The following is a 16,700-nucleotide window of genomic DNA, read 5'->3' as shown; positions in this document are numbered from 1 at the left end:
ACCAGCCAATGATTTATTTTAAGACAGCCGCTGTCTATTGTGAAAGGGTTATATTTCTTATTAATTACGTTTTTCGATACAGGTTTTTCACCTTCCTAAAGCATAGCTTTAGGGAACGGATAGCTATGCTTTAGCCTATCTAAAGCATAGCTATTTGAGGGCTTGATAAGAAATTCTAATAGCCATTGTGACATATTTCATTTCCAAACAGGTGAAAAAGGCTGTGTAAGAGTTGCCCTTCACCCGTAAACGACTTATTTATAGGGAGCCCGGAAGAAAGGTGAAGGTGAAGAGGGAATTGAAAATAAAAGATATGAGGGGATGTATCGCTTGTTTATAATGACTGACTTTTGAATCTTTTTAGTTTAGTTATAGCTAATTTCTTCGATGAAATGGGAGAAAATAAAAATCCTCCGCATCAAATGCAGAGGATTTCGTGATCGCGACAGGATTCAAACCTGTAACCGGCTGATCCGTAGTCAGCTACTCTATTCAGTTGAGCTACGCGACCTCAAATAATATAACTTGTAAATTTTTCAGTGACCGCGACAGGATTCAAACCTGTAACCGGCTGATCCGTAGTCAGCTACTCTATTCAGTTGAGCTACGCGGCCATTCTGTTAATTCAAAAAAGTGATCGCGACAGGATTCAAACCTGTAACCGGCTGATCCGTAGTCAGCTACTCTATTCAGTTGAGCTACGCGACCGTTATTTTGTTTTAACGGGTGCAAAGATACGGACTTTTCCCGAATTAGCAAGCTTTTCACCGACTTTTTTTGTAGAAAATTATTCTATGAACCGATAATTGAATAGTTGTAAACCTATACTTAGTCCGACATTCCACTCCCTTTTCGGTGAGCTATAATGATTTATATATGCAGAGATATCTCCAAAAGGCAATTGACATACAACAGAAATTTCTCCTAAATATTCAAACTTGGAGAAAGCTTTTCCGTAATATGCTTTATTCAACGAGTTTTTTTCGATTGGATAAATAGGCATAAAACCATAAAATTCTCCCCGAAGATGGAACATCTGGCTTAAACGGTAAATAGGCCGAATGCCGGCTCCGACAAATTGATTGGCACGAAAGGCTTCGTTGTAAGTCAATTTGCTATGTAATGTAGGAGAAAACTCTCCAGCTTGCATCATTGTGGCCGTATAGTTCTCGGAGAAGTTTTTGGAGGCATACAGGGCTTTCAAATACCATCCTAAAACCCAATGTTCACTCATATTATGATATTTCTCTTTCATATAAGATAATTGCAGCCAGGAGTGATGATCTTTGTTGTTACTGGTCGTACTTCCTTCGCCCGGATAGAATCGTTCTTTTCCAACGAAAATCTGGGCTACAAGGGCTTCTCTGTATCCACGTGTAGGATATTGTTTGGAATTAAGAGTACTTCCATTAAAACTAATTGATCCACCAAATAAATCATAGCGGCTTTTATCAAATTTGTCATTTCCGAAGTCAATGACACTTTTTTGAAAATATTTATCCTCTATTCTTGCAATTCCTACTCCAAACTCTGCTCGCTTGCTCGAAAGGAAAGGTAATCCAACCTGTAATTTCAAGAAACGTTCGTCTTTCTGGTTAAAGGCCGGTTTGTTATTTCGCGAAAAAAGTTTGTCCTTCTTAAAATAGTCGAAAGTACTGATCGAACCTATAAGACGATACGAGGTAGGAATGGCAGTGGCAAAGTCTATTTTTGCCATAAATTGCACGTTGTTATATACCTTTCCAAGTTGCCCGTCAAGAATAAACTCTTTGGCATAGTAGTTTAAGTCCTGATAACTAAGTCCCAGGTAGATCTGATTCGAATTGGAGGTGGATATGTTACCTCCCAGCCGTACAGCAAAGTTGTTTTCCAGTTTGACTTTTAAATGCAGATCATAGGTGTCATCTTCCGGATTATAAATTGCATGCGGTATGATTTCTGAAATCATTTTATCTGATAGCAATCGAAAATAACCTTGCTTTAAATCTTCATAGGTGAATTCTTTGTTATCCGACTTATGAAATTCTTTCTTCATATATGCCTGTTGTTGTGGATTAGCTCCATCAATGATGATATTTTTAAAACGTAGTTCCGGGAAATTACTACGGTATACCATTCTCCTTAAACGAATATTGTCCAGATTCACACGCCGATGGATACGGCTTTTGATAGAATCCATCATGCTGATGGTTCGATTATATCCTATATCATGTAATTCGTCGATGCGTTGAAAATCCATCAGATTGACGTTGTCATATTTGAACGTCATTAAAATCCCCATAGAGTCCGGAATAGAATAGTCGGTTTTCTGCATCACCATATTCTCAATTTGACTCATGAGGTCATTTTCCTTGGGTTTAGTGGGATTGGTGGATACAACGCTTCCTATAATGACATCCGGATGAAAATCATCTCTCATGACGTCCGTGGGAAAGTTATTATAGATACCTCCATCGTAGGCCAGTACATTGTCTATTTCAATGGGTTTAAACATGAAAGGGAAGCTCATGGAAGCTCTGACGGCATCTCCTAAATCTCCTTCCTTCATGACTAACTGTTTTTTATTGTACACATCGGACGCAATGCAACGGAAAGGAACAAAAAGTTTATCAAAATCTCCCTTACAAGCGGCCGTAGCACGTGCATATAGGTCAACAAACACGAGATTCATTTGAATCGGGTTGACAACACTGGTAGGCAGGAATTGAGGTTTTAAACTCTTCAGTGAATCTTTGAATGAAAAACGAATATTGAAAAATTCGGGAGTGGGAAGATTCTTTTTGAAATGATATACGTATTTCTCTTCCACTTCTCCGGAATACCATCGTTTAAAGTCCTCCGATTTGAGCAGTTCTACCATGTCGTCAGGAGAGTATCCCATGGCATACAAGGAGCCGATAATGGCTCCCATGGAAGTACCAGCAATGTAGTCAATAGGGATGTTGTTTTCTTCCAATGCGCGAATGATGCCGATGTGCGTCATTCCTTTGGCGCCACCACCGCTTAATACAAGTCCTACTTTTTGGGCATGGATAGCCGGGATAATCAGCCATAAAGTAATGAACACTAAAAAAATCTTTCTCATAACCCAAATCAAACAATTGAATTTTTTGTCTATTAAGTGTTCAAATATATACAATACTTTTCAATTAATCGATATTTTGCCGATCGTTTTAAATTGAAAAAGAGCATTACAACGTGTATTTAACGTTGAATGCTCTTTCTTGAAGTATGTGTAATGTTTAAAGGGGCGATATTAAATCAGCTCAATGCTACGTTTTACGAAGTTATTCAAAGCTTCACCTCTTAACATATTGTTTTGAAGTAAGGCCAGATCGATAAGCTGGCGGATAACTTTGTTATTGCTTGCATAGCCGATAAAGATAGCTTCTTTCTTGCTTTTCAGATCATCCCACTTCTTGTCGAGATCGTTTAATTCATCTTTTTCAGCTGTTGGGATGTCTTCTTCCTTTTTATCCTTCTGTTTGTCTTTCAACTCATTACGTTGTTTGTTGACGTTATCCATTTCGGAGAGTATCGGAGCTACTTCTGCTTGACAGGCATTCTCTTCTTCATTCAATACTTGTTTTATCAACTTGTGGTCTGAATTCAGGATCAGATTGAACATGTCAGGCATTTCGCCGTAGAAGCTCATTCCGGCTTGAATATTTGCCATTTCTTTCATACGACGCATATATTCGCTTTGAGTAATCATGACCGGAGCCGAATTTTCTCCCAACGCTTGCGTCATCACATTGAATTCAACCTTATCCATTTTAGGCAATTGGCTCTTGAAGGCTGTTGTGATTGCATCTTGTTTGCTGGCTTCCAGAGTTTCACCTTTCTTGTCTTCTTTTACAATCAGATTGTCAACAACATCACTGTCTACACGGGTGAAACGGGATTTCTCAAGCTTTTGCTCCAACATACTTACCATAGCTACATCTAACTGGCCATCCATGAGCAAGACATTATAGCCTTTATTGGTTGCAGCCTCAATATAGCTGTATTGTTCGTCCTTGTTATTTGCATACAGATAGATTAGATTTCCATCTTTGTCTGTCTGGTTATCTTTAATAAGGGTCTGATATTCCTCGAATGTGTAATGTTTGTCATTTATATCGGTGAAAAGGGCGAATTTTTGCGCTTTATCATAGAAATCCTCTTGTGTGAGCATTCCATAATTGATAAATATTTTCAAGTCGTTCCACTTTTCTTCAAACTGCTTACGATCATTCTTGAATATAGACTGTAAACGGTCGGAAACTTTCTTGGTGATATAAGTTGAAATCTTCTTCACGTTTGAGTCGCTTTGCAAGTATGAACGGGAAACGTTCAACGGAATATCCGGAGAATCTATTACTCCATGTAACAAAGTCAGGAAGTCCGGCACAATGCCTTCAACAGAGTCTGTTACATATACTTGATTGCAATATAACTGAATCTTGTTCTTATTTAATTCAATATTGCTCTTTACCTTCGGGAAGTAGAGGATACCAGTCAGATGGAATGGATAATCCACATTCAGGTGAATCCAGAAGAGTGGTTCATCAGACATCGGATATAGCTTGCTATAGAATGATTTGTAATCTTCATCCGAAAGTTCGCTAGGTTTGCGTGTCCACAAAGGAGTGGTGTCATTGATTATATTATCTTCAGCCGTTTCTACCTGTTTGCCGTCTTTCCATTCTTTCTTTTTTCCAAATGCAATAGGAACAGGAAGGAAGCTGCAATATTTCTTCAGAAGTTCGGAGATACGTGCTTCTTCGAGGAATTCTTTGCAGTCGTCATCAATGTATAAGATGATATCTGATCCACGGTCGGCTTTTTCTATTTCTTCAATAGTGAATTCAGGGCTGCCATCACAAGTCCATTTTACGGCTTTTGCATCGTCTCTGTATGATTTAGTGATAATCTCCACTTTCTTTGCAACCATAAAGGCAGAGTAGAAGCCAAGTCCGAAATGTCCGATAATGGCATTTGCATCGTTCTTATACTTCTCCAGGAAGTCATTAGCTCCAGAGAAAGCTATTTGATTGATGTACTTCTCTATTTCTTCTGCAGTCAAACCGATACCACGGTCAGAAATGGTAATAGTATCTTTGCCTAATTCAACGTGAACAGTTAAGTCACCCAGTTCACCTTTGAATTCGCCAATAGAAGCAAGCGTATTCAGCTTCTGAGTGGCATCTACCGCATTGGATACTAACTCGCGCAGAAAAATCTCATGGTCACTGTACAAAAACTTTTTAATGATAGGGAAAATGTTTTCTGTTGTAACCCCAATATTACCTTTTTGCATAATACGTATATTTTTTTAGTTTATCTATTGATTAATTTTAATTGATATTTGTCCATACAGAGACAAAAAAAATGCCAGACCCGAAGGTCTGACATTATGGCATATTAAATTATTTTCTTATTCAGGAAATAACTCTATTCCGGAGAAACAACTTTCATCTCCAATTCGCCTTTTTCTTCATTAAGGGTTACTTGAATAGTATCTCCCTCTTTTAAAGACGAGGAAATGATGAGCTCGGATAAACCATCCTCCAGATAGGTTTGAATTGCGCGCTTCAAAGGACGGGCGCCATATTGTATGTCATATCCCTTGCTAGCGATGAATTCTTTCGCCTTATCTTCAATAACAAGCTTGTAACCAATAGATTCTATTCTATCGTACAATCCTTTTAGCTCTATGTCTATAATCTTTGTTATCGCTTCCAGAGAAAGTTGATCAAACGTGATAATCTCATCTACACGATTGATGAATTCAGGCGCGAATGATTTATTTAGAGCTTTTTGTATAACACTTCGCGAGAATTCTTTATCATCCAGGCGGCTTTGTGTCGCAAAACCAACACCACGTCCAAATTCTTTCAGCTGGCGGGTTCCGATATTGGAAGTCATGATAATAACGGTATTTTTGAAATCTACCATTCTGCCATAACTGTCAGTCAGACGACCCTCATCCATTACCTGAAGCAGGATATTGAATACATCCGGATGTGCTTTTTCTATTTCATCAAGCAATACAATAGAGTATGGTTTACGGCGCACTTTTTCTGTCAGCTGGCCACCTTCTTCATATCCTACGTATCCCGGAGGTGCCCCAACCAAGCGTGAAACAGTGAACTTTTCCATATATTCACTCATATCGATACGAATCAGTGCATCGGCAGAACCGAACATATACTTGGCCAACTCTTTTGCTAGGTGAGTTTTACCAACTCCTGTCGGACCTAAGAACATAAACGTGCCAATGGGCTTATTAGGATCTTTGAGTCCTACACGGCTTCGCAAAATGGCTTTGACCAGCTTTTCTATCGCTGTGTCTTGTGCGATGACTTTAGCTTGCAAATCTTCTTTCATACCTGCTAGCTTGATGCCTTCGGCCTGTGCCATTCGTTGTACTGGAATGCCTGACATCATTGAGATAACATTGGCAATTTCTTCTGCATCAACAGTTTGCCTGTTTTCTTTTAGATTGGCTTCCCATTCTTTTTTCATCTCATCCAATTGGATAGAAAGTTCTTTCTCCTTATCACGGAAGCTGGCTGCAAGTTCAAAATTCTGCGATTTTACGGCTTCATTTTTCTTGTTTTTAGCTTCTTCGATCAGCTTTTCCTGTTCTTCTATCTCTTTGGGTACATTGACATTAGTAAGATGTACACGTGAGCCGGCTTCATCTAAAGCATCAATGGCTTTATCAGGGAAATTACGATCTGTGATATAGCGGTCTGTCAGCTTGACACATGCTTCCAATGCTTCATCTGTATAATACACATTGTGATGATCTTCATACTTATCCTTGATATTACGCAAAATCTGCAGAGTTTCGGCAGCAGTAGTCGGTTCTACGATTACTTTTTGGAAACGACGTTCCAATGCGCCATCTTTCTCAATATTCTTACGATATTCATCAAGAGTGGTGGCACCGATACATTGTATTTCTCCTCTTGCCAATGCTGGCTTTAGCATATTGGCGGCATCCATAGAGCCTGCTGCAGAGCCTGCGCCTACAATCGTGTGAATTTCATCAATGAATAATATAACATTCGGATTCTTCTGCAATTCATTGAGAATGGAACGGATACGTTCTTCAAATTGTCCACGGTACTTTGTTCCTGCCACAACAGCAGTCATGTCAAGAGCAACGACTCGTTTATCAAACAGGATACGCGAAACCTTTTTCTGAATGATTCTCAATGCAAGACCTTCAACAATCGCTGATTTTCCTACACCGGGTTCACCAATCAGAATTGGGTTATTCTTTTTGCGTCGACTTAATATCTGCGCTAAACGTTCGATTTCTCTTTCTCTGCCCACAACAGGATCCAACCGTCCTTCTTCTGCCGCTTTTGTCATGTCAGTACCGAAATTGTCAAGTACCGGCGTATCATTAGACGGCTTCTTGGAAGCGGTTTGTGCCTGTTGGCGTTCATCCGAACCACCTCTGCCGGAACGAGGAGAAGACATTTCTTCGTCATCCTCATCGTCTTCCGAAAAGCCCATGCCGGAATTGACATCCGGCTGCAATGTAGCTTGCTCCAGTACTTTCACGTAGTTTATATCGTTTGCTTCAAGTACGGAAGCCGCCATATTGTTTTTTTCTCTTAAAATAGCCAATAATACATGTTCTGTATCAGCGATGTTACTTTTCATTCCACGAGCTTCTAAAATACACATTTTTAATATCTTTGCCGCATCATTAGATAACGGCACCTCTGCATCAGGCAATAACATTTCATCAGCTTCTGCCTTCAGCTGAGCTTCAATCTGTTGCTTTATAGCAGCCAGATTGGTGTTGAGTTTAGACAATATCTCGATAGCTTTTCCTTCACCGTCACGGAGTATTCCCAGAAGCAGGTGTTCGGGACCTATATACCTACTTCTCAACCGGTTCGCTTCTTCCTTACTATAGACGATAATGTCGGAAACTCTTTGTGAGAATTGATTATTCATACTTTTTTCCTTTTCTTCTAAGGGTTATTCACTGGCAAATATACGCATTTAATCAAGTTTGTATTGCAATATTTGCTTTATTTCTTATATCTACAAATGGCGTGCCATAAAAACAGTGTATTTGTATTATATATATAAGGTATAACAAATAATAGGCTCTTTTTTACCGATGTTATTTATCTTTCCATATTATATTTATCGTTTTTATCTTTTTATTTTTGTATTTTAAAGTTTGGCGGGTTATCGTCTCGGTCATGATAAAACTTTCTTTCTAAAAACTTTCGTATATCGGGGAAAAGTAGTACTTTAGCGTGGTTTTTCACAAACCGTAGAATGTATAATTAATAATCATTTTAAATGCTTGAACAAGACAGAATTATAAAGATTAACATCGAGGAGGAAATGAAGTCATCGTACATTGACTACTCCATGTCGGTCATCGTTTCGCGTGCCCTTCCGGATGTTAGAGATGGATTTAAGCCTGTTCACCGTAGAATTTTATACGGAATGATGGAATTAGGCAATACTTCAGACAAACCTTATAAAAAGTCAGCGAGAATCGTGGGTGAGGTACTTGGTAAGTATCATCCTCATGGGGATTCTTCTGTTTATTTTGCAATGGTACGTATGGCGCAGGAATGGGCAATGCGTTATCCTTTGGTAGATGGACAGGGAAACTTTGGTTCTGTGGATGGTGATAGCCCTGCTGCTATGCGTTATACAGAAGCTCGTCTCAATAAGTTGGGTGAAGCAATGATGGATGACCTGTATAAGGAAACCGTTGATTTTGAGCCAAACTTTGATAATACGCTGGTGGAACCTAAGGTGATGCCGACGCGTATCCCGAACCTTCTGGTGAACGGAGCATCCGGTATTGCTGTTGGTATGGCTACCAATATGCCTCCTCATAATCTTTCGGAAGTGATTGAAGCATGTGATGCATATATTGATAATCCGGAAATTACGGTAGAGGAACTGATGGAATTTGTTAAAGCACCGGATTTCCCTACTGGCGGATATATATATGGTGTGAGTGGTGTACGCGAAGCATATTTGACAGGTCGCGGACGTGTAATTATGCGTGCGAAAGCTGAAATTGAAAGCGGACAAACACATGACAAGATCGTAATAACAGAGATTCCTTATAATGTAAATAAGGCCGAACTGATTAAATATATTGCTGATCTTGTAAATGATAAGAAGATAGAAGGTATCTCAAATGCCAACGATGAGTCTGACCGTGATGGTATGCGTATTGTTATTGACATAAAACGTGATGCAAATGCAAGTGTAGTGTTGAATAAACTCTATAAAATGACAGCTTTGCAGACCTCTTTTGGTGTTAACAATGTGGCTTTGGTTCATGGACGTCCAAAAACGTTGAATCTAAGAGATTTAATTAAATATTTCATAGAGCATAGACACGAAGTTGTTATTCGTCGTACTCAGTTCGATCTTCGTAAGGCGAAAGAGCGTGCGCACATTCTTGAAGGTTTGATTATTGCTTCAGATAATATTGATGAAGTAATTCGTATCATTCGTGCTGCAAAAACTCCGAATGACGCAATAACAGGCTTGATTGAGCGATTTAACCTGACAGAAATTCAGGCTCGTGCAATTGTAGAAATGCGTTTGCGTCAGTTAACCGGTCTGATGCAGGATCAGCTTCATGCGGAATACGAAGAAATAATGAAGCAGATAGCTTATTTGGAAAGTATTCTGGCTGATGATGAAGTATGTCGTCGGGTAATGAAAGAGGAATTGTTAGAAGTCAAAGCGAAATATGGAGATGTACGTCGCTCTGAAATTGTTTATTCTTCAGAAGAATTTAATCCGGAAGACTTCTATGCAGATGATCAGATGATTATTACAATTTCTCATATGGGTTATATTAAACGTACACCGTTGACCGAATTCCGTGCACAAAATCGTGGTGGAGTAGGTTCGAAAGGTACGGAAACCCGTGATGAAGACTTTGTAGAGCATATTTATCCTGCTACCATGCACAATACCATGATGTTCTTTACACAAAAGGGTAAGTGTTATTGGCTGAAAGTATATGAAATACCTGAAGGAACGAAGAATTCTAAGGGCCGTGCTATTCAGAACTTGTTGAATATTGATTCGGATGATAATGTAACTGCATACTTGCGTGTGAAGAGTTTAGAGGATTCCGAGTTTATCAATAGCCACTATGTATTATTCTGTACTAAGAAAGGTGTAATAAAGAAGACATTGCTTGAACAGTATTCTCGTCCTCGTCAGAATGGTGTAAATGCTATAACTATCCGCGAAGATGATAGCGTAATTGAAGTTCGTATGACGAATGGAAATAATGAAATCATCATTGCAAACCGCAATGGTCGTGCAATTCGTTTCCATGAGGCAGCAGTTCGTGTAATGGGACGTACAGCAACAGGTGTACGTGGTATTACGTTGGATAATGATGGTCAGGATGAAGTAGTAGGAATGATTTGTATCAAAGATTTGGAAACAGAATCTGTAATGGTAGTTTCCGAACAAGGATATGGTAAACGTTCTGAAATTGAAGACTATCGTAAAACGAACCGTGGAGGTAAGGGTGTGAAGACCATGAATATTACCGAAAAGACAGGTAAGTTGGTAACAATCAAGTCGGTAACCGATGAAAATGACTTGATGATTATCAATAAGTCTGGTATCACTATTCGTTTGAAGGTAGCGGATGTTCGTATAATGGGCCGTGCTACTCAAGGCGTTCGTCTGATAAATCTTGAAAAACGTAACGACCAGATTGGTTCGGTATGTAAGGTTATGACAGAAAGTCTTGAAGATGAAATTCCGGCAGAAGAGGCAGAGGGTACAATCGTGAGTGATCCGAATGCTGATGTTCCTGATATTGATGATGCAGCGGACGTAAATGAAAACGAAAGCAATAACGAAATTGAGGAATAGACATAATATTAATAATTAATCAAACAACAATCATGAAAAGAGTATTATTTTCTATGGTTTTATTGATGGCTGTTAGCTTCTCATTCGCTCAGATGAAGAATGTGAAAGAAGCAAAGAGTATGGCTAATGACGTAAAACCTAATTTTAAGCAGGCTGAACAGCTTATTAAGGAGGCTATGAAGAATCCTGAAACGAAGGATCTTGCTGACACATGGGACGTTGCTGGATTTATTCAGAGACGTATCAACGAGGAGCAAATGAAAAATGCTTTTTTGAAGAAACCGTATGATACATTGAAAGTATACAATAGTATTCTGAAAATGTATGAGTACTATAATAAGTGTGATGAATTAGCGGAAATACCTAATGAAAAGGGAAAAGTTAAAAACAAATATCGGAAGGCTAATGCTTCCAGTATGTTGGCTGAACGTCCTAATTTGATTAATGGTGGTATTCAGTATTTCAACCTGGACAAGAATAAAGAGGCTTTGAAGTTCTTTGCAACCTATGTAGAGTCAGCTTCTTATCCGATGTTAGCTGATAAAGAATTGGCTAAAAACGATACTCTTCTTCCGCAAATTGCTTATTATGCAACATTAGCTGCTGATAGAGTAGGCGATAAAGATGCGATCATTAAATATGCTCCTATGGCTTTATCCGATAAAGATGGAGGTAAATTTGCAATGCAATTGATGGCTGATGCTTATAAAGCTAAAGGTGATACTGCTGCATGGATTAAGTCTTTGGAAGAGGGTATCCTTAAGTTCCCTGGAAATGATTATTTCTTCGCTAATTTGGTTGATTATTATAATAGCTCTAATCAAGCTTCTAAAGCTATGGAGTTTGCTGATAGAATGTTAGCTAATGATCCGAATAACAAGTTGTATTTGTATGTAAAAGCATATCTTTATCATAATATGAAAGAATATGATAATGCAATCGAATACTACAAAAAAGCTATTGCTGCTGATCCGGAATATGCAGAAGCATACTCTAATGTAGGTTTGGTATATTTGATGAAAGCACAGGATTATGCTGATAAAGCAACAACAGATATCAATGATCCTAAGTACGCTGAAGCACAAGCTGTGGTTAAGAAATTCTACGAAGAAGCTAAACCATTCTATGAAAAAGCCAGAGCTTTAAAACCCGATCAACAAGATTTATGGTTGCAAGGTCTTTACAGAGTTTACTATAACTTGAATATGGGACCTGAATTCGAAGAAATCGATAAGATGATGAAGTAAGATCGTTTTCTGAAAAAATATAAGAAGGCTATTAGAAATAGTAGTCTTCTTTTTTTTATTCAATAGTTTAAAGTAGTAATTGAAAAATCTTATATTTGATATGGACTTGAGTGGAACAGGTAAATTTCTTCATTTAAATAAAAATAGAAAAAGGAGTAAGGTCATTATATTACTCCTTTTTCTATTAAACATAATACTTATTATTCCCTAATCTTGGATGCTCATTTTTTGCCTGATTTGATCAGCTGTTAATAACAAGCAATGGTGTATCTGAATGGAAAATCATTTTTCTGGCAATACTTGGATTAAATAATCGAGCAAATATATTCCTTTTGTAAGAAGTCAAAGTGATTATATCTATATGATTATCTTTGATATACTGATCAAGTCCTTTTAATAAATTATCATTCATCACTACGTCATAATGAATTTCAAGCCCCGGATATTGCTTGTGAAAATATTCTTTTATACCTGCTAGTTTTATTTCATTCCAGGTATCTTTAGAATCTGTAAGGTGTATCAAAGATACAGAAAAATGGAATGATTTCCAAGTATTAAAGAATGCCTCGAAAGCAATTAGATCTCTTTGATCAAAATTGGTAATAAAGGCAATCCGTTTTGCTTCACTAAACTGTTTAAATGGTGTATTTTCCGGAATAGCCAATACAGCCGTGCGACTCCTGTCAATAACTTCAGCGGTTACACTGCCAATTAAATCAATGTCTTTCTGATTTTTGCCTCGGGTACCCATAATGATGACCATAGGACGCTGTTCTTTAGCATATCTTAAGATTTCCTCCTCTGGAATACCTTCACGTAAGATGCAGCTATATTTAACGTTGGGAAATTCGCCTGATGTAACTTTTTCTTTTATCTTCTCTGATAAAGCATTGAGATCAGAATGGACTTTTTGGATAATCGTTTTTACAGATTCTTCATCTCCAATCTGGTAATTGAAAACATCCCCATAAGGCAACGACGATGCATAAATAGGCGTGAAATAGACATGCAACAGGATGACTTCTGCATTTTCTGTTTTTGCCAGGTTGAATGCAAATTCACATGCTTTCATCGAATAATTAGAGAAGTCGACGGGAATTAAAATCTTATTTGATTTATCTTTTACTTTGGGCTCCTTCTCTCCCACTATACTTTCAGACAGCCATGTAGAACTTTCTGTTATTTTCAAAGCACGTGGCAGATCGCTTTCTTTAATTCGTAAACGCACTCCTGATGAAACAACCGGTTGTATTTGATTAACGTTATGAATGTAGGTTTCTATACCTTCATTTTCCAAGACATTCTTTAAGATCTGCGCTTTGGTGTATGTCAGAATGGCCAGGGTTACTAATTTGTCTTCCATAAATGTACATTTTATAAGGTGAAAACAAATAAGAAATCCCAATTGTTTGATTCAATTGGGATTCAGTTTGTTATATTTTAAACTTTCACAGATTCGGTAGCCTGTTCTTTTTGCATACTCATATTCAATTCATCTAGGATTTTTAAAGCCCGATCAAGAACGGTCGTGTCATCCAACATTACAAGCCCACCATCTGGACCGGGCTCGAGATGTATTCCGACGCTTTTTCCCTCCTTGAAATTGTGTCCTCCGAAGAAGTTTCGCACTGTATCTACGTGCAAACCAAGTTCGTCTGCTATTCTATGCATGCTACCGCTAGGCAATGAATCTTTAATTTTACGAAGTTCATTAAACGTTATTGTTCTCATGTCTCATAAATTTAATGGTTAATACTATGTGATTTTTTTATCACGCTATAAACTTAAGCAAAAAAAAAGATAAAACAAATTATTTGCTTATCTTTTTTTCTTGAATATATAAAATCTATTAATGACCTTTATATCACCTCGATAGCAGAAGCAGGTACCCACCCGACTTTTCCATCTTCCAGTCGAATTTCTTTCCATTCTTTCATAGAGTTGTCTTTGACACTTACCTTTCTCCCTTCATGGAGAATAAACAAGCTAGTCCCACTCTCACTTGGAGTACTTCGTACTGTTACACTCGGATTCATTACTATCGCCTCACTTCGATTAACCAAATGCTCTTTTTGTTGCGAAGCAAAAAGATTAGAGCAAACAGTGACAATCAGCAAAATGATTCCTGATATGAATCCTATTTTCTTTAACATAATCTGTTTGGAGAATATAAAGAAATAGAAAGCGATAATCAATAGAATAAAGGAGACAATACCCCATGTGGCCCATGCATCTACACTCATACTATTTGTCAGAGATTTGATCCATGAAACAAAGAATACTTCAGGAACAGGTTCAACCTTGTCTATTGTTTTTGCACGTGCCACTTCAAGATTAGCACGGATGTCACCATTTCCTGGTTGTAATAGCAGAGCACGCTCATAATTTAAAACAGCTTTCGCTATCTCCCCTATTTTATAATAACTATTTCCCAGATTGTAATAGACGTCGGCAGCTTCTCCATTTTTCAGTAATGCTTCATATATCTGAATAGCTGCTGCATAATCTTCTTTTATATATGCGGAATCTCCTTCAGCTTTTGTTGCATCTTCCAGTGTATTACTGGAAAATGTGGTATGCGAAGCGTGGATAGAATCAACTCCATTCGTTTGTCTAGTATCAATGCTTAACGAATCTTGTCCGAAACAAGTAAGCGACATTGATAATAATATAAAAAATAATATCTTTTTCATGACATAATCTCTTCTGGGTTAATGTTTTATTGAATTCTCCATTTTGCTTATTACTTCTATTGAAGAAGAATAAACTTTATCCATAGCTTGATTCTCATCACCTGGAGCAAACCGTGCAAATTCACAATCATTCAATGCATTCAGGAATTCTTTGATTAGTTCCTCATTTACTCCGTGATTTCTTAGTTTCTCTTCAATATTATCTTTAGATAAACGAGATACCGGAATATTCAGTTTGTCACTTATATATCCCCACAATGCCTTTAATACCTCATCGTAGAAAGCATCTTTTTTATTTTCGGAGAGTAATTTTCCTGCAAGCTTCATACGCTTCGTTGCCACTTTATTTGCTTTCTTCGTACGCATTTTAGCAACATTTGCATTTTCAGCAGCTTGCTTACGATAAATAATAAAGAAAATAATAAAGGCAAGAGCCGGAATGATATAGAATAACCAATATGTCATTGAACCATAGAAGAAACTTCCTTTAGGTTGGAGAGTAACTTCATTCTGTTTGATATAACGGATGTCTTCACCTAATACTTTCAAGTCCTCTTTATTCGTGAAGTTAGCAATTACTTGATCCGCATTACCTGCACCTTTCTCAACATTTACTACATAATCTTCTGTTTTCAGTGTTTTGTAAGACTTGGAGCGAATATCAAAATAGCTGAAAGATACTCCCGGAATCTTATATGTTCCGGCATGTCTCGGAATTGCCAAATATTCAATAACTTTATTGCCTGTGAGTCCTTCCCGGGTTAATCTGACTTGATTGTCTACTTTGGGATCATATACTTCAAAATCATCCGGGAATTTAATTTCCGGATTAGAAATCAATTTCAGGTTACCTGTACCGGATATTACCAGTTTAATAGTAATAGCATCATTGGTTTTCAGTTCCTTACTGTTGATAGAAGAAGATATATTGAACTCTCCCACTCCACCTGAAAAATCTGCAGGTTTACCCGTAGGAAGCGGATTGACATTTATTGCTATCTTAGGAGTGGAAATATTTTTTTTAATTTCAATGACATTACTTCCTCCATTGAAGAAGGCATCAAAAGGATCATCTGATTGCACAGGTTTTCCGATAGTCATCTGGAACTGTGCCGGATCAATATATAGCTTTCCTGATTGTTGCGGGAAGAGAACAAACTGGCGATAAACCGTTGTATAGTAATTACGTCCCTGATAATGTTCGGGAGTCCATCTTGCATTGGTTGTCATTTCTATTTCTTGAGAATGGAAACCTTTAAAGTCGGGCAATTTCGCATTATTAAGTTGTAAGTTGGATTCTCTGGTGTATATTTTATAGGTCAGGACAAAAGCCTCCTGTTCATACACATTTGTTTTACTGGCACTTGCCATAATAAAAAGGTCCTGATTAGAGACACTTGTACCAGATGAGGAATGTATAGAACCACTACTACTATTATTTTGTCCGCTATTGCCACCTTGATCTTGTGGCAATACTTTAATCTTTACTGAGTTTGACACCATTTGGTCACCATCGGCAATAATGGAGGCACCGGGTATTGTGTATTCTCCGGCATTATTAGCCATTAATATGTATGTAAATGTAATACTGCTAGTAGATGTAACATTACCATTCACTATTTGAGTACTACTTTGTTGTGAACGGCTTGGACCCATCAATACATCAAAACCTTTGATTGATGGTGCCCGAAAATCTTTCACTTTTTGTGTAGTTACAATATACGACAGCCTGAATTGTTCGCCTACTACCACTGCATCAGGAGCAGAAGCAGTAAAAGACACCTTATCAGCAAACACATGAGTGCTATATGCTATCAATGCCATCAATATAATAATCAGTTTTTTCATTGCTTATGAAATT

General features: G+C 37.8%; 9 protein-coding genes and 3 tRNA genes. 2 read left to right on the top strand and 10 right to left on the bottom strand.

Annotation, left to right across the window (positions count from 1 at the left end; all coding sequences use genetic code 11):
* Window positions 1-437: 437 nt before the first annotated feature.
* From KSX81_RS23690 to KSX81_RS23665, 6 genes are all read right to left on the bottom strand, one after another.
* A tRNA-Arg gene (locus KSX81_RS23690) sits at window positions 438-511 on the bottom strand.
* 29 nt (window positions 512-540) lie between these two features.
* Window positions 541-614: transfer RNA gene (locus KSX81_RS23685), tRNA-Arg, on the bottom strand.
* A 20-nt stretch (window positions 615-634) separates the two neighbouring features.
* Window positions 635-708: transfer RNA gene (locus tag KSX81_RS23680), tRNA-Arg, on the bottom strand.
* 79 nt (window positions 709-787) lie between these two features.
* A complete protein-coding gene (locus KSX81_RS23675; RefSeq protein ID WP_004306064.1) occupies window positions 788-3,085 on the bottom strand; it encodes a patatin-like phospholipase family protein in 2,298 nt (765 codons plus the stop codon).
* A 171-nt stretch (window positions 3,086-3,256) separates the two neighbouring features.
* On the bottom strand, window positions 3,257-5,302 hold the full coding sequence (htpG, locus tag KSX81_RS23670; RefSeq protein WP_004295963.1) for a molecular chaperone HtpG: 2,046 nt from the start codon (window positions 5,300-5,302) through the stop codon (window positions 3,257-3,259).
* A 134-nt stretch (window positions 5,303-5,436) separates the two neighbouring features.
* Window positions 5,437-7,965 carry an ATP-dependent Clp protease ATP-binding subunit gene (locus tag KSX81_RS23665; protein WP_004295964.1) on the bottom strand — a complete coding sequence of 843 codons (2,529 nt, stop codon included), beginning with the start codon at window positions 7,963-7,965 and terminating at the stop codon, window positions 5,437-5,439.
* 357 nt (window positions 7,966-8,322) lie between these two features.
* Here KSX81_RS23665 and gyrA point away from each other — a divergent pair, with 357 nt between their 5' ends.
* Together gyrA and KSX81_RS23655 are read left to right on the top strand one after the other, a co-directional pair.
* Window positions 8,323-10,899 carry a DNA gyrase subunit A gene (gyrA, locus tag KSX81_RS23660; protein WP_004295965.1) on the top strand — a complete coding sequence of 859 codons (2,577 nt, stop codon included), beginning with the start codon at window positions 8,323-8,325 and terminating at the stop codon, window positions 10,897-10,899.
* 32 nt (window positions 10,900-10,931) lie between these two features.
* Window positions 10,932-12,146 carry a tetratricopeptide repeat protein gene (locus tag KSX81_RS23655; protein WP_004295966.1) on the top strand — a complete coding sequence of 405 codons (1,215 nt, stop codon included), beginning with the start codon at window positions 10,932-10,934 and terminating at the stop codon, window positions 12,144-12,146.
* 241 nt (window positions 12,147-12,387) lie between these two features.
* On the opposite strand, the gene KSX81_RS23650 is transcribed toward KSX81_RS23655, so the two are convergent.
* The 4 genes from KSX81_RS23650 to KSX81_RS23635 all read right to left on the bottom strand — a co-directional run bounded on the left by KSX81_RS23650 (window position 12,388) and on the right by KSX81_RS23635 (window position 16,687).
* Window positions 12,388-13,509: a universal stress protein gene (locus tag KSX81_RS23650; RefSeq protein WP_004295968.1), complete on the bottom strand. Its 1,122-nt coding sequence runs from the start codon at window positions 13,507-13,509 to the stop codon at window positions 12,388-12,390.
* Between the two features lie 77 nt (window positions 13,510-13,586).
* A complete protein-coding gene (locus KSX81_RS23645) occupies window positions 13,587-13,877 on the bottom strand; it encodes a DNA-binding protein (RefSeq protein WP_217725726.1) in 291 nt (96 codons plus the stop codon).
* A 128-nt stretch (window positions 13,878-14,005) separates the two neighbouring features.
* Window positions 14,006-14,839, bottom strand: a complete 834-nt coding sequence (locus KSX81_RS23640; protein WP_004295970.1) for a tetratricopeptide repeat protein — start codon at window positions 14,837-14,839, stop codon at window positions 14,006-14,008.
* Window positions 14,840-14,857: 18 nt separating this feature from the next.
* Window positions 14,858-16,687 carry a BatD family protein gene (locus KSX81_RS23635; protein ID WP_004295971.1) on the bottom strand — a complete coding sequence of 610 codons (1,830 nt, stop codon included), beginning with the start codon at window positions 16,685-16,687 and terminating at the stop codon, window positions 14,858-14,860.
* Between the last annotated feature and the right edge of the window lie 13 nt (window positions 16,688-16,700).

Origin of the sequence: Bacteroides sp. MSK.18.37 (genome assembly GCF_019129155.2) — a bacterium.
Taxonomy (GTDB): Bacteria; Bacteroidota; Bacteroidia; order Bacteroidales; family Bacteroidaceae; genus Bacteroides; species Bacteroides ovatus.
The sequence above is the reverse complement of the archived record's forward strand: the minus strand, read 5'-3'. Positions and strand labels throughout refer to the sequence as shown.

Coding starts and splice junctions, on each gene's coding strand:
- KSX81_RS23675 (WP_004306064.1), bottom strand. CDS start 3,085: ATGAGAAAGATTTTTTTAGTGTTCATTACTTTATGGCTGATTATCCCG.
- htpG (WP_004295963.1), bottom strand. CDS start 5,302: ATGCAAAAAGGTAATATTGGGGTTACAACAGAAAACATTTTCCCTATC.
- KSX81_RS23665 (WP_004295964.1), bottom strand. CDS start 7,965: ATGAATAATCAATTCTCACAAAGAGTTTCCGACATTATCGTCTATAGT.
- gyrA (WP_004295965.1), top strand. CDS start 8,323: ATGCTTGAACAAGACAGAATTATAAAGATTAACATCGAGGAGGAAATG.
- KSX81_RS23655 (WP_004295966.1), top strand. CDS start 10,932: ATGAAAAGAGTATTATTTTCTATGGTTTTATTGATGGCTGTTAGCTTC.
- KSX81_RS23650 (WP_004295968.1), bottom strand. CDS start 13,509: ATGGAAGACAAATTAGTAACCCTGGCCATTCTGACATACACCAAAGCG.
- KSX81_RS23645 (WP_217725726.1), bottom strand. CDS start 13,877: ATGAGAACAATAACGTTTAATGAACTTCGTAAAATTAAAGATTCATTG.
- KSX81_RS23640 (WP_004295970.1), bottom strand. CDS start 14,839: ATGAAAAAGATATTATTTTTTATATTATTATCAATGTCGCTTACTTGT.
- KSX81_RS23635 (WP_004295971.1), bottom strand. CDS start 16,687: ATGAAAAAACTGATTATTATATTGATGGCATTGATAGCATATAGCACT.